Here is a 17,014-nt window from a genome sequence, read left to right as displayed (position 1 = left end):
CGATGCGGGAGAAACCGGCGCGTTCACAGCGCCCACTCCGGTTGCCGGTCCAGCGTGGCCAGCGGATGGGTGGATGCGCCCAGTTGCGGCAGGCAGGCCATCAGCCCGCGTGTGTAGGGATGCTGCGCATTCGCGAGGCCGCCGGCGGCAAGCTCTTCCACCACGCGGCCCGCGTACATCACGAGGATGCGGTCGCAGAAGGTGGAGACCAGCCGCAGGTCGTGCGAGACGAGAATCAGGCCCATGCCGCGCTCGGCCACCAGGGTGTCCAGGATGGACAGCACCTGCAGTTGCACGGTCACGTCCAGCGCAGATGTCGGCTCGTCGGCGATCAGCAGGTCCGGGTCGGCGATCAGCATCATCGCGATCATCGCGCGCTGGCCCATGCCGCCCGAGACTTCATGCGGATAGAGTTTGTAGACGCGCGCCGGGTCGTCGATCCGCACGGATTCGAGCGCGGCGAGCGCGCGCTTTTTGGCTTCAGCCGACGAGACACGGGTGTGCGCCTGCAGCGTCTCCACAATCTGCGCGCCTATGGTCATGACCGGGTTCAGCGAAAACTTCGGGTCCTGCAGCACCATGGCGATGCGGCCGCCGCGCAGCGCGCGGCGTTTGGCGGGCGGGCAGTTGAGCAGGTCGACGCCGGAAAATTCCAGGCGTTTGGCGCTGATGCGGCCTTCCGGTGCGGTCAGCCCCATGATGGCGCGGCCGGTTTGTGATTTGCCCGATCCCGACTCGCCGACGATGCCCAGGCGCTCGCGCCCCAGCGTGAAGGACACGCCGCGCACCGCTTCGGTCATGCCGCCGTCGCGGCGCGGAAAGCTGACGCGAAGGTCGTCAACCACCAGCAGGGGAATGTTGGCGTCCGTCATTTGGCTGCCTTCGGATCCAGCGCATCGCGCAGGCCGTCACCCAGCAGGTTGAAGGCCAGGCTCACGACAAAAATCGCGGCGCCCGGCGCGGCGGCCACCCACCACTGGTCCAGCACATAGAGGCGGCCGTTGGCGATCATCGCGCCCCACTCGGGCATGGGCGGCTGCGCGCCCAGGCCGAGGAAGCCCAGGCCGGCGGCCGTCAGGATGATGCCGGCCATGTCCAGCGTCACGCGCACGATCACCGAAGACACGCACAGCGGCATGATGTGGCCCAGCACGATGCGCCAGGGCGAGGCGCCCAGCAATTGCACGGCGGCGATGTAGTCGGTCTGGCGAATCGTCAGCGTCTCGGCGCGCGCCATGCGCGCATACGGCGGCCAGGAGGTGATGGCGATCGCGATCACGGCGTTCTGGATGCCGGGGCCCAGCGCCGCGACAAAAGCCAGCGCCAGGATGAGGCGCGGAAACGCCAGAAAAATGTCGGTGATGCGCATCAGCACCGCATCGACCCAGCCGCCGGCATAACCCGCCACGGTGCCGACGATCAGGCCCAGCGGCGCGGCCAGCACCGCCACCAGGATCACCACCATCAGCGTGATGCGCGAGCCGATGATGATGCGCGAGAGGATGTCGCGCCCCTGGTCGTCGGTGCCGAACCAGTGCAGCCATGAGGGCGGCAGCAGGCGTGTGGTGCGCAGGTCGCCGGTGTAAGCGGAGTACGGCGCGAGGACGTCGGCAAAGATGGCCACGAGGATGAGGCCCAGCACGATGAAAAGCCCCAGCATGGCCAGCCGGTTGCGCGAAAAATCGCGGCAGCCGTGGTAGACCCGGCCCATAAAGGCCTGGCGGCGCGAGGTCGGCCTGTCCGATGCCAGCCAGTCGCGAAGAAAAGCGGCTTTGGAAGTCATCGGATGCGTGTCCTGGGGTCGAGCAATTTGTAGAGAACGTCGGACAGTAAATTCAAGCCCACAAAAATCGACCCCACGATGATGGTGCCGCCCAGCACCGCGTTCATGTCGGCGTTCTGCAGCGAGTTGGTGATGTACAGGCCCAGGCCCGGCCAGGCGAACACGGTTTCGGTCAGCACCGAGCCTTCAAGCAGGCCGGCATACGACAGCGCGATCACCGTCACCAGCGGCACCATGGCATTGCGCAATGCATGGCGCCAGATGATGCGCGACTCGGACAAGCCCTTGGCGCGCGCGGCGATCACGTACTCCTGCGCGAGCTCATTGAGCATGAAGGAGCGCGTCATGCGGCTGATATAGGCCAGCGCGAAATAACCGAGCAGCGAGGCCGGCAGGATCAGGTGCGAAAACACGTTCCGGAAAGCCTCCCACTCGCCGGCCATGGCGGTGTCCAGCAGCAGCAAACCGGTCACCGGCGTAAGCGTGTACTCATAGGTGACGTCCATGCGCCCCGGCCCGGAAACCCAGCCCAGGCGCGCGTAAAACACCACCAGCGCCATCAGCCCCAGCCAGAAGATGGGCACCGAATAACCCACGAGGCCGATCACGCGCACCACCTGGTCCACCAGCTTGCCGCGCCGCACTGCCGCCCACACGCCCAGCGGCACACCCAGGCCCGCGCCTATCAGGATGCCCAGGCTGGCGAGCTCCAGCGTGGCCGGGAAGGCGCGCTTGATGTCGGTCATCACCGGGTTGGCGGTCAGCACCGAGGTGCCGAAGTCGCCCTTGAGTACCTTGCCGAGGTAGATGTAGAACTGTTCATACAGCGGCTTGTCCAGGCCGAGCTCCTGCCGCGCGCGTTCAATCACATGGGCCGGCGCGCGGTCGCCCACGATGGCCAGCACAGGGTCTATGGGAATCACCCGGCCTATGAAAAACGTGACCGCGAGCAGGCCCAGGTAGGTGAGCAGGATCACCACCAGGAAATTGCCAAAGCTTTTGGCGTGCGGCGCAAAGCGCTGCCCGGCCGTGCGCGCGCTCACCGCGGTGAGCGGCGCCATGCCGGCGGCGGTGGGGTCGGGGACTGCCAACTCAGCGCTTGGACGCGTTGAACATGTAGTTGCTGTCGAAGGTCGGGCCCAGCTTCAGGCCGTCGACGTTGTTGCGGAAGGCCGCCACCTCGGTCTGCTGGTACAGCATGATGAAGGGGCTGGTCTTGCGGAACTCGGCCTGCAGGTCCTCGTACATCTTCTTGCGCTTGCCGGCGTCGCGCTCGAGCACGGCGGCGTCCGACTGCTTGGTCAGCTCGGGAATGGCCCAGGCATTGCGCCAGGCCAGCGGCTTGGCCTTGGCGTCGTCGGCGTTGTCGGGGTTGCGCGTGAAGGTGTCTGCGTTCGAATGCGGGTCCCAGTAGTCGGCGCCCCACTGGCCGATGTACATGTCGTGGGTGCGGGCGCGGTACTTGGTCAGCGTCTGCTTGCCGTCGCCGGGAATGATCTCGATGTCGATGCCGGCCTGCTTGGCCGTCTGCTGGAAAGCCTCGGTGATGCCCTGCACCGGCTGGATGGTGCGCATGTCTATGGTCACCTTGAAACCGTTGGGCAAGCCGGCCTTGGCCAGCAACTGCTTGGCCTTGGCGACGTCGAGCTTGTAGGGCTTGACGGTGCTGGCGCCCAGCAGGCCTTGCGGCAGGAAGTTCTGGTTGATCACGCCGATGTTCTTGATCAGCGTATCGCCGATGGCGCCGTAGTCGACCAGGTATTTCATGGCCTCGCGCACTTCGGGCTTGGCCAGGTTGGGGTTCTTCTGGTTCAGGCTGATGTAGTAGACCGTGCCCTTGGGCGTGGAGGTGAGCTTCACGTCCTTGTTGGTGGACAACGCCGCGATGTCCTGCGGGCTCAGGTTGCGGGCGATGTCGATGTCGCCTTTTTCCAGCAGCAGGCGCTGCGTGGCTGATTCCTTCACGTGGCGGTAGATCACGCGCGCCAGTCTGGATTTTGTGCCGTAGTAGTTGTCGTTGCGCTCCAGTGCCACGATCTCATTGGCGCGCCACTCGCGCAGCTTGAGCGGGCCGGAGCCGGCGTAATTGGTCTTGAGCCAGGCGTAGCCCCAGTCGCCGTTGACTTCCTTGGACTGCACCAGCTTCATGTCGACGATGGCGGCCACGTTGGCCGTCAGGCAGTTGAAGACGAAGGTCGGCGCGTAGGCCTTGTCGGTTTCCAGGGTCAGCGTGGTCGGGCTGGTGGCCTTGATCTTGTCCTTGACGTTGTCCTTGGAAAAGCCGAACTGCGTGAGGATGAAGGCCGGGGATTTGTCCAGCATCACGGCGCGCTGCAGCGAATACGCCACCTCCTCGGCCGTCAGCGGGTTGCCCGAGGCGAACTTGACGCCGGGCTTGAGTTCGAAGGTGTAGGTCTTGCCGTCGGCCGAGACGTTCCAGGATTTAGCCACGTCGCCCACCAGCTTGGACGGGTCGTTCACGTCCAGGCGCAGCAGGCGGTCGTAGGTGTTGCCCATGATTTCGCCGGCCGACAACTCGAAGGCCTCGGCCGGGTCCATGGTGATGATGTCGTCAAAGCCGAAGGCCAGCACCAGCGTGTCTTTGGGCGTGGCGGCCAGCACGGCGCCGGCGCTGCAGGCCAGCATGGCGGCCGCAGCGGTGGCGCAAAGGACACGGCGGCTCAGGAGGGGAAGCATGTGGTTCAAGATGATTTCCTTCGGTTGGACGGTTTTTCAAAACAGTGCATTGAACCGCTTGTGGCGATTGCACCCGGGTCATCAAAGGCCAGCACGAATCGTGCCCAACTTGTACATACAAGTTGAGAACCTGTTCACGGCCTAAACGGGGCCGCGCAAGCCCCTTCTCGGGATGGGATGCAAGGCGCGGTGCGACGCCCATAGTGCAGCTATGGGCTAGCGCCGCAACGCCGCAGACCGCCCGAGAAGGCGCTTGCCCTCCGGGTTGGGGTGAAATCGGGCGATTGAGCCACCCAGGCCCTTGCATGGGCATTAGCCCATGCGGCGTTCCTGGTCGGCCCACTCATCCCGATTGCACCCCAACCCGGCTCCGTTTAGACCGTGAACAGGTTCTAGCTTGGTGCATTCTGCGCCGCCCTCCCACCGCGTCAAGACCCGGGTTTTCCGCGATTGCCGACTCCCTGAAGCAGCCTTCCGGTTTCCAGCCGCTTTGTGGTGCCTCGCTTGCGTCGAAACCGCTTCAAAACATGCGTTTACGGAGGAAAACACCTATCAAAAACCGCCCTCACCCGGCTTGACGTGGAATTTGGTGTAACGATACAGTAAATCGTTCTACAAAGAACGCCGAGATTCCCCAGCGCACCGCAAAACACCTCAGGAGACAAAAAATGACTTCCCTTTCACGCCGCCGCTTCGTCCAGTCCACGTCCGCCGCTTCCGTCGCCATGGCGACGGGTTTTTCCGGCCTGGCCAAGGCCCAGTCCACCGTCGCGCTGCGCCTGTCGTCCGCGCATTTGCCCGACCTCAACTCCTCGCACTTCGCCTGGCAGCAGCTCATGGAGGCCAACCTCAAAAAGGCCGTGGGCGACAAGATCCGCATCGACTACTTCCCCAACAACCAGCTCGGCAAGGAAAGCGACGTGGTGCAGCAGGTCAAGGTCGGCTCCATCGACATGATGCTGACCGGCTCGTCCATCTGGGCCACGGTGACGCCGCAGCTCGGCATGCTGGACCTGGGCTACCTCTTCGACAGCTACGAGCACGTGGCCAAGGCGCTGGACAGCGGCGTGGGCGCCAGGCTCAACGAGATGCTGCAAAAAGGCACGGGCTGCCAGGTCATCACCTGGAGCGCTCACTACGGCGCCCGCAACGTCTACACCAAGCAGCCGGTCAAGTCGCTGGCCGACATCAAGAACGTCAAGCTGCGCGTGCTGCCCACGCCGGCCTTTATCGAGACCTTCAAGATCATGGGCGCCATCCCCACGCCGATTTCCTTTGGCGAGCTCTACATGGCCGCACAGACCGGCGTGGTCGACGGCTTTGAACACGATTCGGGCACGGTGCTGGCCAGCAAGCTCAACGAGGTCGTCAAATACTGCTGGATGACCGAGCATTTGTTCAGCCCCATGGTCTGCATCATGGGCAAGCGCGGCGTCGAGAGGATCCCGGCCGAGCTGCGCCCCGCCTTCATGAAGGCCGCCGCCGATTCAACCATCCAGCTGCGCAAGACCGGCACGGAAAAAGGCCTGCAGGGCATCGAGGACCTGAAGAAACTCGGCATCACCTTCAGCCCCATGGCCAAGAACGAGCGCGACCAGGTCCGCAAGGAAATGGAAACCAAGCTCTGGGCCGGCTTCGCCAAGCAATACCCTGAAACCGCGCCGCTGTTCACGGCGATCAACGCGGCGCGAGGCTGAACATGGAAGCCAGCATGTCGGCAGCCTTGCCCGCGGCGGCCCCCGAGGCCGTTTCGCACAACCCGGCGCGCGCGTCCGCCCCCGGCTTCAGCGTCGGCCATTCGCCGGGCCGCTGGCTGGCCTGGCTGATGCGCGTGACCGAATACGTGGCGGGCGTGGTGCTGGCCGTCGACGTGCTGGTGGTGTTTGTTTCGGTGATATTCCGCTACTTCCTGCATGAACCCTTCGACTGGGCCGAGGAAGTGGCCCGCGCGCTGATGATCGTGCTGGTGTTCTTCGGCGCGGCCACGGTGCTGGCGCGCAGCCAGCACGTGGGCGTGGACATCTTCCGCGGCCTGCTGCCGGCGCGCTGGCAACCGGCGCTGATCCAGTTCGCCAGCTGGATCATCGTGGCCGTGTCGGCCAGCCTTTTTGTTTCGTCCGTGGGCCTGCTGGTGGATTCCTGGTCCAGCACCACGCCTATCGGCCTGCCGCAGTGGATCTACACCTTCCCGGTGGTCATCGGCAGCCTGTTCATGACCCTGTTCGGCCTGGCCAACGCGGTCAACGGCCCTTCGCGCGTGGTCTGGTCCACGCTGGGCGTCGGCATCGCCATCGTGGCGGCGGTGGTCGGCTGGAACATGCTGGTGCCGGGCCATGCCATCCAGCCCTGGATGCTGCTGACCGCCGGCTTTATCGGCGGGCTGGTGCTGGGCGTGCCGATTGCGTTTGTGCTGGGCCTGTCCTCGCTGGTGTTCTTCATGGCCGACCCTTCCCTGCCCATGCTGGTGTATTCGCAGCAGGTGATGGCCGGCACCGACCACTACGTGCTGCTGGCGATCCCTTTCTTCGTGCTGGCCGGCCTGCTGATGGAGGCCAACGGCATGTCGTCGCGCCTCATTGAGCTGCTGCTGCGCATGTTCGGCCGGGTGCGCGGCGGGCTGGGGCTGATCACCATCACGGCAACCGCCTTCTTCTCGGGCGTGTCGGGCTCCAAGCTGGCCGATATCGCGGCGGTGGGCGGCATCATCATGCCGGCCGTGCGCAAGACCAAACAGGACCCGAATGAAACCGCCGGCCTGCTGGCCTGCACGGCCGTGATGGCCGAGACGATTCCGCCCTGCATCAACATGATCATCATGGGTTTTGTCGCCAACATCTCGATCGCCGGCCTCTTCATGGCCGGGCTGGTGCCGGCCGCGGTGCTGGCGCTGTCGCTGGCGGCCGTGACGGTTTACGTGGGCACGCGCATCAACCCCGACGAAGCCTTCGACGTGCGCACGCCGATGTTCCGCCTGCTGGGCGGCGCAACGGTGGCGCTGGTGATGGTGGCCATGATAGGCAAGGGCGTGACCTCGGGCGTCGCGACCTCCACCGAGGTCTCGGCCTTCGCCGTGGTCTACGCGCTGGTGGTGGGCTGGATGGCGTTTCGCGAACTCACCGTCAGGTCGGTGGCGCAGCTCTTCGTGCGTTCGGCCTCCATGGCCGGCGGCATCCTGTTCATCGTGGCGGCGGCGTCCAGCCTGTCCTTCGCGCTGACCATCCAGCAGATCCCGCAATACCTGTCGACCTTCATGATCGGCTTTGCGCATTCCTACGGAAGCACCATGTTCGTGCTGCTGTCGGTGCTGATCATGATCGTCTTCGGCGCGGTGCTGGAAGGGGCGCCCGCGCTGATCATCTTCGGCCCGCTGTTGACCCCGATTGCCTCGCAGCTGGGCGTCAATCCCTTGCATTTCGGGACGGTCATGGTGATTGCGATGGGCCTGGGCCTCTTCGCGCCGCCGATAGGATTGGGGCTGTTCGCCACCTGCGCCATCACGGGCACCGAGCTCAAGGACGTCTGGCGGCCCATGATGAAATACCTGGCGGTGCTGTTCGTCACGCTGATCCTGCTGGTGCTGGTGCCGCAGTTCTCGCTCTGGCTGCCGACCCGCATGGGCCTGTGAAAATGCGAATAAATCTGCTGCGCACCCCGATCCAGGCACTGCGGTCCTCACCGTACGCTTGTACGGCTCCGTTCCGCCTGCCGGCCTCGGGCTTGCCCGCTGCGATTTCTTCACATTTTCGCGCTCCGCAGCCGGCAGACGCATACAGAAAGACAGGACAAAAGACGTGAGCAAGATCCGGGATGTCGCCAGCCTGGCGGGGGTGTCCACCAGCACCGTGTCCAACGTGCTCAACGGCCGCGCCAACCGCATGGCCGCCGAGACGCTGGCGCGCGTGGAGGCGGCAATCGCGCAGCTGAAATACCGGCCCAACACCACGGCGCGGCACCTGAAGACCGGCCACACGCCGCTGATAGGCCTGCTGGTGCCGTCCATGGCCAACCCGATGTACGGCTTCATCGCGCGCGAAATCGAAACCCTGGCGCAGGAGCGCTACGGCTTTCGCATCATGATTGGCAACACCTACCGCGACAAGGACAAGGAGACGCGCTTCTTCGACGACCTGCTGGCGCACGGCGTGCGCGGCGTGATCATCATCTCCTCACTGATCGACGAGCAGCACGTCGAGGCCGCGGCCGAACGCGGCCTCGTGATGGTGAGCTACGACAGGCGCGCCACGCCCAACATGCGTTCCATCATCGACCACGTCACGGTGGACAGCTTCGAGTCGGCGCGCATCGCCACGCAGCACCTCATCGACATGGGCCACCGGCGCCTGGCCTTCGTCACACCGGCCGGCCGCACCATGAGCCGGAACGAGAAAATCGCCGGCTTCCTCGCGGCCGCGAAAAGCGCGGGGCTGCAAGGCAGCGCCAGCGTGGTCGAAGGCACGCCGGTCGACGAATACGGCGACTCGATGATGAGCGAAGTGGGCCGCGCCCAGGCCGGCCTGCTGGCCGGGCTGCCCGAGCGCCCCACCGGCGTGATAGGCGTCAACGACCTGATGGCTTTCGGCCTGATGGCGGGTTTTCGCGACGCGGGCCTGGCCGTTCCCGAAGATGTGTCGGTGATCGGCATCGACAACGTGTTCCTCTCCACCCTGATGCACCCGGCCATGACCAGCGTGCGCCTGCCGGTGCCCGAGATGGCGCAGGTCATGGTGGAGCGTGTGATGAGCCGGCTGGCCGACCCGTCCATCGCCACAGAAGAATTCATCTTCCAGCCGACGCTGGTGGCGCGCGATTCCGTCGCCGAATACCACGCGGGCAAACGCTGATTTTTTGATGCAGATACAACACAAGGCTTTTTGAATGACAACGGTTTTCGTCAGCCATCCCCAGAGCAAACTCGCGCACTACTTCGGCGACCGCGCGATCGCCGCGCTGCAGGCCGTCGCCGACGTGCGCTTCAATCCGGGCGACACCGACCTCTCCTCCAGTGAACTGGCCGCGCTGGCCGGCGACTGCGAGGTCATCATTTCCTATCGCCAGACGGTGGGCGACGAGGCGTTGTTCGCGGCGCTGCCGCGCCTGCTGGCCTTTGTGCGCTGCGCCATCGACATCCGCAACATCGACGTGCCGGCCGCCAGCCGCAACGGCGTGCTGGTCACGCAGGCCAGCGCGGGCTTCATCCCCTCGGTCAGCGAATGGATCATCGGCGTGATGATTGATTTGAGCCGGCACATCAGCGCGACCACGGCCGATTACCATGCGGGCCGGCCCGTGACGCCCACCATGGGCCGCGAGCTGCGTGGTGCCACATTGGGTGTGATCGGCTTCGGGCAGATCAGCCGCTACCTGTGCGACGTGGCGCTCGCATTGGGCATGCGCATCGTCGTGCACGACCCCTACACGCCCACAGGCCGCAAGGAACTTGAGCAGGTCGAACTGCTTCCCCTGCTGCAGCGCTCCGACTACGTGGTCTGCCTGGCCGCCGCGACCGAAGCCACCGAGAACATGATGAACGCGGCTGCCTTCGCGGCCATGAAGCCTGATGCGTACTTCATCAACGCCTCGCGCGGCAATCTGGTCGATGACGAGGCGCTGATCGCCGCGCTGGACGCCGGCACCATCGCCGGCTGCGCGGTCGACGTGGGCCGCGCGCCCGACCAGATGCCCTCGCCCCGCGTGGCCGCGCACCCGCGCGTCATCGCCTCGCCGCACATAGGCGGCCTCACGCCGCCGGCCGTGGAACACCAGGCCCTGGAAACCGTGGCCCAGGTGGCCGAGCTGCTGCAGGGGCGCGCGCCCAAGGGCGCGGTGAATGCGCAGCAGGCCACACGCTGGCGGCAGGCCACGCGTGCCCCGCAGGCTGCCTGAGAAATCCGTTTTCAACCAATCTCTTTTCCCCGAAAGTTCGTATGCAAGCCACCCAGAACACCACCTACGACGGCGCCTGTGACTGCCACGTGCACATCTACGAAGACGAATACCCCATGGTCCCGAACGTGGCCTGGGTGCCGCCGCACCTGCCGGTGTCGACTTACCGCGAAGTGCAAAAAGCGCTGGGCCTGAGCCGCGCCGTCATCGTCCAGCCCTCGGCCTACGGCTTTGACAACAGCTGCACGCTGGACGCCGTCGCGCAACTCGGCGAACAGGGCCGCGGCATTGCGCTGGTCGCGCCCGAGGTAACGGACGCCGAACTGCAGCGCCTGCATGACGGCGGCATCTGCGGCGTGCGCTACATGATGATCAACCCGGTGCTCAGCTGGGATTCCCTGGAGCCCATGGCCGCGCGCCTGGCAGCCATGGACTGGATGGTCAACCTGCAGCTCGACGGCCGCGATTTCCCGGTGCATGAAGAGATGCTCAAGCGCCTGCCCTGCAAGCTGGTGATAGACCACAACGGCAAGTTTTTAGAACCCGTCAAACCCGACCACCCGGCGTTCCAGTCGCTGCTGCGTGTCCTGGACACCGGCAATGTGTGGATCAAGCTGTCGGCGCCGTATGAGACCTCGAAAGTCGGCACACCCGGCTACGACGACGTGAGCCTGATCGCGCGCACGCTGGCCGAGAAGTTTCCGGAACGCTGTCTGTGGGCGAGTAACTGGCCGCATCCGGGGCGGAATCCGGCGCCTTCCGAAGTCGAGCTTTACGATTTGTTGTTTTCGTGGGTTTCGAGTGATGCTGTGCGGCGGAAGATTCTGGTGGACAACCCGGCGGGGTTGTATGGCTTTTGATGCCGGGTCTTGCGCCGGCGGCGCGCCCTCTGCGTAGGCTTGCCGGCCGGGGTCGCCCGGCCAGCAGAACCAAGTAAGGGAGCGCAAAGGCCGGAGCAAGACCGGCCTACTTCAAAGCCTCACTTCTAGCCGCCTCGAGGACATCGCGAGTCCTCACAGCTTCCCGCCGAGCAGCGTCAGCAAAATCCCCCCCCCCCGACGCGTACAAAATCGCGCGAGAAGAATTCACGATGATGGGCGCCCCATCACGCCAACCAGCCTTGACGGTAGCCACCGCATCACCACCCTGCGCGCCAACGCCAGGAATCAGCAAAGGCAGGACAGGCGCAACGGCCCGCACGCGTTCAATTTCCGCCGGGTATGTAGCGCCCACCACCAACCCAAGCTGGCCATTGAGGTTCCACGGCCCTTGCGCCAGACGCGCAACATGTTCATACAGCAGCGGCTGGCCTTCGATGGACGCAAAGCGCTGGTTCTGCAAATCGTCGCCTCCGGGGTTGGAGGTGCGGCACAGCAAAAACGCGCCCTTGCCTTCGTACTTCAAATACGGCGCGACGGAGTCAAAACCCATGAAGGGCGAGAGCGTCACCGCGTCGGCGCCGTAGCGCTCGAACGCTTCCTTGGCGTATTGCTCGGCGGTGGAGCCGATGTCGCCGCGCTTGGCGTCCAGGATGATGGGCACTTGCGGTGCGACGCGGCGCATGTGTTCCATCAGGCGTTCGAGCTGGCCTTCAGCGCGGTGGGCGGCGAAGTAGGCGATCTGCGGCTTGAAAGAGATCACCAGGTCGGCGGTGGCGTCGACAATCGCGGCACAGAAATCGTAGATCTTGTTGGCGTCGCCCTTGAGCTTGCCGGGGAATTTGGTGGGCTCCGGGTCCAGGCCGACGCAGAGCATGGAGTGGTTCTGGCGTTCTGCGGCGCCCAGCATGTCAAGAAAAGTCATCCCCCATTGTAAATAGAGCCCAATTCTTAACTTAGCATGAGCCGCGGAACCGGCTTTGCCGGGCCGCAGGCGGGCGGCCCCCTCGGGGGGCAGGGAGCCACACGCAGTGGGCGACCGTGGGGGCTCTTGCTTCCCCGAGCAGGTTTTGCCCCAAACCGGGACAATCGCGCAAACCAACGCGACCCACCTGTCCATGCAACTCTCCCGCCGCCAGCTCATACTCCTCGTCCTGCTCACGCTTGTCTGGGGCCTGAACTGGCCGGTGATGAAACTGGGGATCTCGGATTTTCCGGCGCTGACGTTCCGCGCGATCTCGATCTGGCTGGGCATTCCGGTGCTGGGCCTGGCGATGGTGCTGCTCAAGGTGCCGTTCTTCGTGCCGCGCGACAAGTGGCGCGAACTGTTCTGGCTGGCGGCGGCGAACATGTTTGTCTGGCATGCGCTCATCATCCTGGCGGTGAAAAATCTCAGCAGCGGGCGCGCCGCCATCCTGGGCTACACCATGCCGATTTTTTCGGCGCTGCTGGGCGCCTGGTTTTTTGGCGCCAAGCTCAAGCCGCGCAACTGGCTGGGGGTGGCTGCCGCAGCGCTGGGTGTGGCGCTGCTGCTCTGGTATGAGCTGACAAACCTCTCGGGCCGGCCGCTGGGCGTGGTGTGCGCGCTGGTGGCGGCGGCCGTGTGGGCGCTGGGCACGCAGCAACTGCGCAAGACCACCATCGCGGCCGCGACGCTGACGATTTCGTTCTGGATGACGGTGATGACGGCCGTGATGCTGACCGCGCTCGGCATCGTGTTTGAAATGCCGCAGTGGAAAGCGCCCTCGCCCACGACCTGGGCCGCGATTCTTTACAACGCGGTGCTGATCTTCGGCTTTGCGCACGCCGCCTGGTTCACGCTGGCCCGCGCGTTGCCGCCCGTGGCCTCGACGCTGAGCGTGATGATGATTCCCATCCTGGGCGTGTTCTCGGGCGCGCTGGGCCTGGGCGAAGTGCTGCACTGGCAGGACTGGGCCGCGGTGGTCTTGATGGTGGTGGCGATCGCCTCGGTGCTGGCGCCCAGCCGGGACGCCGCCAAGGCTTGATGAAGCAGCCTCAGCTTGCGGCGGGCGTAGCCACCCGGCTCATGGCCAGGCACAAATCGTCCCAGGCCTTGGCCTTGTCGGACGAATTGCGCAGCAAATAGGTGGCGTCATAAGTCACCACCGTCTGCGCGCCGTGCAACGCGTGCACCTGGCCGCGCAGCTTGCCAAAGGGTTCGCTGGACTGCAGCAAGGCCTGGGCCGCCAGGCGGCCCATGACCAGCACCACGTCGGGCTGCGCGCTGGCCAGCAGGGCCGGCAACGCCTCGGGCAGGGCGGCGCCCCCGCCGGCCGCGGCGCCGCGCACCAGCGGCGCGAGCAGCACCACACCGGCCTTGTTCAAACGCGCGGCGCGCAGCATGTTGTCGAGCAGCTTGCCGGCTTCGCCCTCGAAAGGGTTGAAGGGTTCGCGTTGCAGCGCGGCCGCTGGCGTTTCGGCCAGCACCAGCCAGCGCGCGCCCTCAGCATGGGCGGCTTCGGCATACAGCGCCTGCGCGGCGCCCATGCTCCAGGCGCCGGAAGTGCTGGCAGGTGCGGCGGCTTCGCGCGCCACGGCTTGCGGCGCGGCCACTGGGGGGCGCGCTGGCGCGGGCGCGGTCCGAACAGGCGGCGGCGCTTCGCGCACGGCGGGGGCCGCGGCGGGCATCGCCTCCTGCGGGGCGACAGCAACAGCCGCCTCCACCACGGCTTCAGCCGCGGGGGGCGCCGACATCGGAAGCCAAACGCGCACGCCCATTTCGCGCAGCATGGCGCGGTGGCGTTTGTCGAGGTCCAGGCTCATAGGGCGTAGCTCATGACCACGGCGTCTTCGCGCACCGAGGCATTAGCCGGGTAATAGTTGCGGCGCGTGCCGACGTGGCGAAAGCCATAGCGCTCGTAAATGGCCTTGGCGCGCGTGTTGCTCACGCGCACTTCCAGCCAAAGCCATTGCGCGCCCTGCCCGCGCGACCAGATGGCCAGCGCGTCGAGCATGATGCGCGCCCAGCCCTGGCGCTGATGTTCGGGCGCCACGGTGATGTTGAGCAGATGCACCTCGTCCACGCCCTTCATGGCAACGAAGTAGCCCAGCAGTTCGGCGCCGGGCGCATTGCCGCCCGTCAGCACCTGCGCCTGGTAGCCGGCGTTGAGCGAATCGAGGAAGTTGCCTTGCGTCCAGGGGTGGTCGTAGGCACTTTGCTCCACACGCAGCACCGCATCCAGCCATGCGGGGGTCATGGCTTCGAACTGGGCTTCAAGGGGCTTGAGGATGGCGTTCATTTTGGAAGAGAGGAGGCCTCGGCGAGGAGCTTGGCGGCCTTGACCTGGTCGCGCTCTTCGGTGGTGAGCGCTACTTTATCGCGAACGTAGAGCGGAAGGGCCAGCGCCGCGTCCACGCACTGCCCGGCGGCGGCCAGCACGGGCGCCAGGCGCAGCAGGGCGGCGGCCGTGGGCAAGGCCTCGGCCTGCGCCGGCAGATTCACCGGAAGGCGTCCGGCATACACGGCAAACACATTGCCCGCGAGCAGGTGGGCCGCCGCGTCGGGCACAAAGGCCTCGGGCCGCACCCGCTCGCCGTCGCCGAGCGAGCGGCACAAGCCGCCGCTGAATTCAAAGCTCTGCACATACATCTCGTCCATGCGCGCATCGAGCAGCGCCGTGACCGTGAAGGGCTCTGGAGACTCCACCGCGCCGAATTTCCGGAAGCGCGCTTCCTCGGCCACGGCCATCAGTGTGTCTATGGGCAGCACGGGCAGGCCCGCGCCCTCATTGGCGCCCAGCGCCAGACCCTGGGCCACGGCGCAGGCAGTGCGCAGGCCGGTGAACGAGCCCGGGCCGCGCCCGAAGACGATGGCATCCAGCTCACCCAGCGCCAGGCCGGCCTCGGCCAGCAGCGCGAGGATGGCCGGGATCAGTGTGGCCGAGGCCTGCGCGCCGCCCGGGCCGCTGTGCTGCCAGGTACGCGCGCCGTCGGTCACGGCGACCGACATGCGGTCCGTGCTGGTGTCAAAGGCGAGGAATTTGAGAAATTGCGGCATTCGGGCTGGCAGGTCTGGCAGGGGCCGGCAGCGCTTGAATCAAGGACTACCGGGCATATGTACCCGATTATCCGCGCCAATGGCCGGCGCCCTGCCGCGATAATCCCCGCATGACCCATGACTTGCCGCGTCCGCGCGCGCCGCGCACTGTTGCGCTCACCGTGCTGGCCGCCGTGCTGGCCTGTGCCGGCCCCGCCGGCCTCGCGCAAACTGCGCCCCGCCTGCCCGCCGTGATCGAAAAAGCCCTGGTGCGCGCCAAAGTGCCACCATCCGCCGTGTCCATGATGGTGGTGGAGGCCGGCAGCGGCAAGACGCCGCGCCTGGTCTGGCGCAGCGATGCGCCCATGAATCCGGCTTCGGTCATGAAGCTGGTGACGACGTATTCAACGCTGGACGCGCTGGGCCGCGACTTCACCTGGAAAACCACGGTGCTGCTGGACGGCAGCCTCTCGAACGGCCTGCTCAACGGCAATATGGTGGTGCGCGGCGGCGGCGACCCGAAGCTGGTCGTCGAGCGCCTGCAGGCCTTGCTGGCCGAAGTGCAGGCCGGCGGCGCACGCGCGATACGCGGCGACATCGTGCTGGACCGCAGCGCCTTCAGCGTGCCCGCCACCGACCCGGGCGAGTTCGACGGCGAGCCGCTGCGGCCCTATAACGCGCGGCCCGATGCACTGTTGATCAACTTCAAGACCTTCGTGATGACCTTCACGCCGGACATTCCGAACAAGCGCGCGCTGGTGCGCTATGAGCCGCCGCTGGCCGGCGTGGAAGTGGCGGGCAGCGTGCCCATGGTGCGCGTGGGCCGCTGCGGCGACTGGCGCAGCGAGCTGCGCGCCAGCGTCGAGAACCCCACCACGATTGAATTCCTGGGCACCTACCCCTCGGCCTGCGGCGAGAAAATCTGGCCCAGCGCCTATGCCGATCCCAACAGCTTCGCGGCGCGCGCCATCGAAGGCTCGTGGCGGCAGCTGGGCGGGCTGCTGACCGGCACGGTGCGCGACGCCACGCCCCCCGAACTGGCGATGCTGCGCAGCAGCGGGACGCTGTCGGGCCAGAAGGCGCCCGTGCGCTTTGACTATGCCTCGGCGCCGCTGGTGGAGATGGTGCGCGACGTCAACAAGTATTCGAACAACATCATGGCGCAGCACCTGTTCCTGACGCTGGGCCTGCATGCCAACCTGGGCCAGCCCAAAAGCGGCACGCTGGAATCGGCGCATGCCGCGCTGGCCGCCTGGTGGCGCAAAACCCTGCCGGGCACCACGCCGCCAGTGATGGACAACGGCTCGGGCCTGAGCCGCAGCGAACGCATCAGCGCCGCCGGCCTCACGGCCCTGCTGCAGCACGCCGCCAAAAGCCCGCTGGCCGCCGACCTGGCCGATTCGCTGCCGGTGGCCGGTGTGGATGGCACGCTGCGCGAGCGCGGTAAAAGTGTCGCGGGCCAGGCTTTTTTGAAGACCGGATCGCTGCGCGACGTGACCGCCATTGCCGGTTATGCCAACGGCAGCAGCGGCACGCGTTACATCATCGTGGGCCTGGTCAACCACCCGAACGCCTCCGCCGCGCGGCCGGCGCTGGATGCGCTGCTGGAATGGACCGTGAAAGAGGTCGCTCGCTAGGGTTTTGTCAATGGCCCCGGAGACCCGAGTTATCCCTGCCGCCTGTGGACAAGTCTGTTGATGATGCCGGGGCTGGAAGACGAGAGCGCCATCTGGCGCGGCCTGCGTCACAATGCCTGAAATTTGGGCACTTTTTGCG

The 17,014-nt window shown here is 66.0% G+C and carries 15 protein-coding genes; 7 read left to right on the top strand and 8 right to left on the bottom strand.

Annotation, left to right across the window (positions count from 1 at the left end):
- Positions 1–23 precede the first annotated feature (23 nt).
- The 4 genes from ACLV74_RS11925 to ACLV74_RS11910 are packed head-to-tail and all read right to left on the bottom strand — an operon-like array spanning position 24 to position 4,480.
- Positions 24–872, bottom strand: coding sequence for an ABC transporter ATP-binding protein (locus tag ACLV74_RS11925; protein WP_411879611.1), 849 nt, complete (start codon positions 870–872; stop codon positions 24–26).
- Entirely contained in the window at positions 869–1,783 is a 915-nt protein-coding gene (locus tag ACLV74_RS11920; RefSeq protein WP_411879610.1) for an ABC transporter permease, read from the bottom strand. The genes ACLV74_RS11925 and ACLV74_RS11920 overlap by 4 nt, the downstream gene beginning before the upstream one ends.
- A complete protein-coding gene (locus ACLV74_RS11915) occupies positions 1,780–2,844 on the bottom strand; it encodes an ABC transporter permease (RefSeq protein ID WP_411879664.1) in 1,065 nt (354 codons plus the stop codon). Before ACLV74_RS11915 ends, ACLV74_RS11920 begins: the two co-directional genes overlap by 4 nt.
- Before the next feature lie 31 nt (positions 2,845–2,875).
- On the bottom strand, positions 2,876–4,480 hold the full coding sequence (locus ACLV74_RS11910) for an ABC transporter substrate-binding protein (RefSeq protein WP_411879663.1): 1,605 nt from the start codon (positions 4,478–4,480) through the stop codon (positions 2,876–2,878).
- Between the two features lie 668 nt (positions 4,481–5,148).
- Between ACLV74_RS11910 and ACLV74_RS11905 the strand changes: the two genes are divergently transcribed.
- The 5 genes from ACLV74_RS11905 to ACLV74_RS11885 all read left to right on the top strand — a co-directional run bounded on the left by ACLV74_RS11905 (position 5,149) and on the right by ACLV74_RS11885 (position 11,223).
- Positions 5,149–6,177 (top strand): TRAP transporter substrate-binding protein, encoded by a 1,029-nt coding sequence (locus ACLV74_RS11905; protein WP_411879609.1) that lies wholly within the window; start codon positions 5,149–5,151, stop codon positions 6,175–6,177.
- 14 nt (positions 6,178–6,191) lie between these two features.
- On the top strand, positions 6,192–8,105 hold the full coding sequence (locus tag ACLV74_RS11900) for a TRAP transporter large permease subunit (RefSeq protein ID WP_411879608.1): 1,914 nt from the start codon (positions 6,192–6,194) through the stop codon (positions 8,103–8,105).
- A 166-nt stretch (positions 8,106–8,271) separates the two neighbouring features.
- Entirely contained in the window at positions 8,272–9,321 is a 1,050-nt protein-coding gene (locus tag ACLV74_RS11895) for a LacI family DNA-binding transcriptional regulator (RefSeq protein WP_411879607.1), read from the top strand.
- Between the two features lie 34 nt (positions 9,322–9,355).
- Complete coding sequence (locus tag ACLV74_RS11890) at positions 9,356–10,363, top strand: NAD(P)-dependent oxidoreductase (protein ID WP_411879606.1); 1,008 nt, start codon at positions 9,356–9,358, stop codon at positions 10,361–10,363.
- A 41-nt stretch (positions 10,364–10,404) separates the two neighbouring features.
- Positions 10,405–11,223 (top strand): amidohydrolase family protein, encoded by an 819-nt coding sequence (locus tag ACLV74_RS11885; RefSeq protein ID WP_411879605.1) that lies wholly within the window; start codon positions 10,405–10,407, stop codon positions 11,221–11,223.
- A 106-nt stretch (positions 11,224–11,329) separates the two neighbouring features.
- On the opposite strand, the gene pyrF is transcribed toward ACLV74_RS11885, so the two are convergent.
- A complete protein-coding gene (gene pyrF, locus ACLV74_RS11880) occupies positions 11,330–12,166 on the bottom strand; it encodes an orotidine-5'-phosphate decarboxylase (protein WP_411879604.1) in 837 nt (278 codons plus the stop codon).
- 193 nt (positions 12,167–12,359) lie between these two features.
- Here pyrF and ACLV74_RS11875 point away from each other — a divergent pair, with 193 nt between their 5' ends.
- A complete protein-coding gene (locus ACLV74_RS11875) occupies positions 12,360–13,247 on the top strand; it encodes a DMT family transporter (RefSeq protein ID WP_411879603.1) in 888 nt (295 codons plus the stop codon).
- Positions 13,248–13,257: 10 nt separating this feature from the next.
- Here ACLV74_RS11875 and ACLV74_RS11870 read toward each other — a convergent pair whose 3' ends face one another.
- The 3 genes from ACLV74_RS11870 to tsaB are packed head-to-tail and all read right to left on the bottom strand — an operon-like array spanning position 13,258 to position 15,259.
- Positions 13,258–14,025, bottom strand: coding sequence for a uracil-DNA glycosylase family protein (locus ACLV74_RS11870; protein ID WP_411879602.1), 768 nt, complete (start codon positions 14,023–14,025; stop codon positions 13,258–13,260).
- Entirely contained in the window at positions 14,022–14,501 is a 480-nt protein-coding gene (gene rimI / locus ACLV74_RS11865) for a ribosomal protein S18-alanine N-acetyltransferase (protein WP_411879601.1), read from the bottom strand. Before rimI ends, ACLV74_RS11870 begins: the two co-directional genes overlap by 4 nt.
- Positions 14,498–15,259 carry a tRNA (adenosine(37)-N6)-threonylcarbamoyltransferase complex dimerization subunit type 1 TsaB gene (gene tsaB, locus ACLV74_RS11860; protein ID WP_411879600.1) on the bottom strand — a complete coding sequence of 254 codons (762 nt, stop codon included), beginning with the start codon at positions 15,257–15,259 and terminating at the stop codon, positions 14,498–14,500. Before tsaB ends, rimI begins: the two co-directional genes overlap by 4 nt.
- Before the next feature lie 110 nt (positions 15,260–15,369).
- On the opposite strand from tsaB, the gene dacB reads away from it, so the two are divergent.
- Complete coding sequence (gene dacB / locus ACLV74_RS11855) at positions 15,370–16,875, top strand: D-alanyl-D-alanine carboxypeptidase/D-alanyl-D-alanine-endopeptidase (protein WP_411879599.1); 1,506 nt, start codon at positions 15,370–15,372, stop codon at positions 16,873–16,875.
- Positions 16,876–17,014 lie beyond the last annotated feature (139 nt).

The organism is Polaromonas sp. YR568 (assembly GCF_943369415.1).
Classification (GTDB): Bacteria; Pseudomonadota; Gammaproteobacteria; order Burkholderiales; family Burkholderiaceae_C; genus Polaromonas.
The sequence above is the reverse complement of the archived record's forward strand: the minus strand, read 5'-3'. Positions and strand labels throughout refer to the sequence as shown.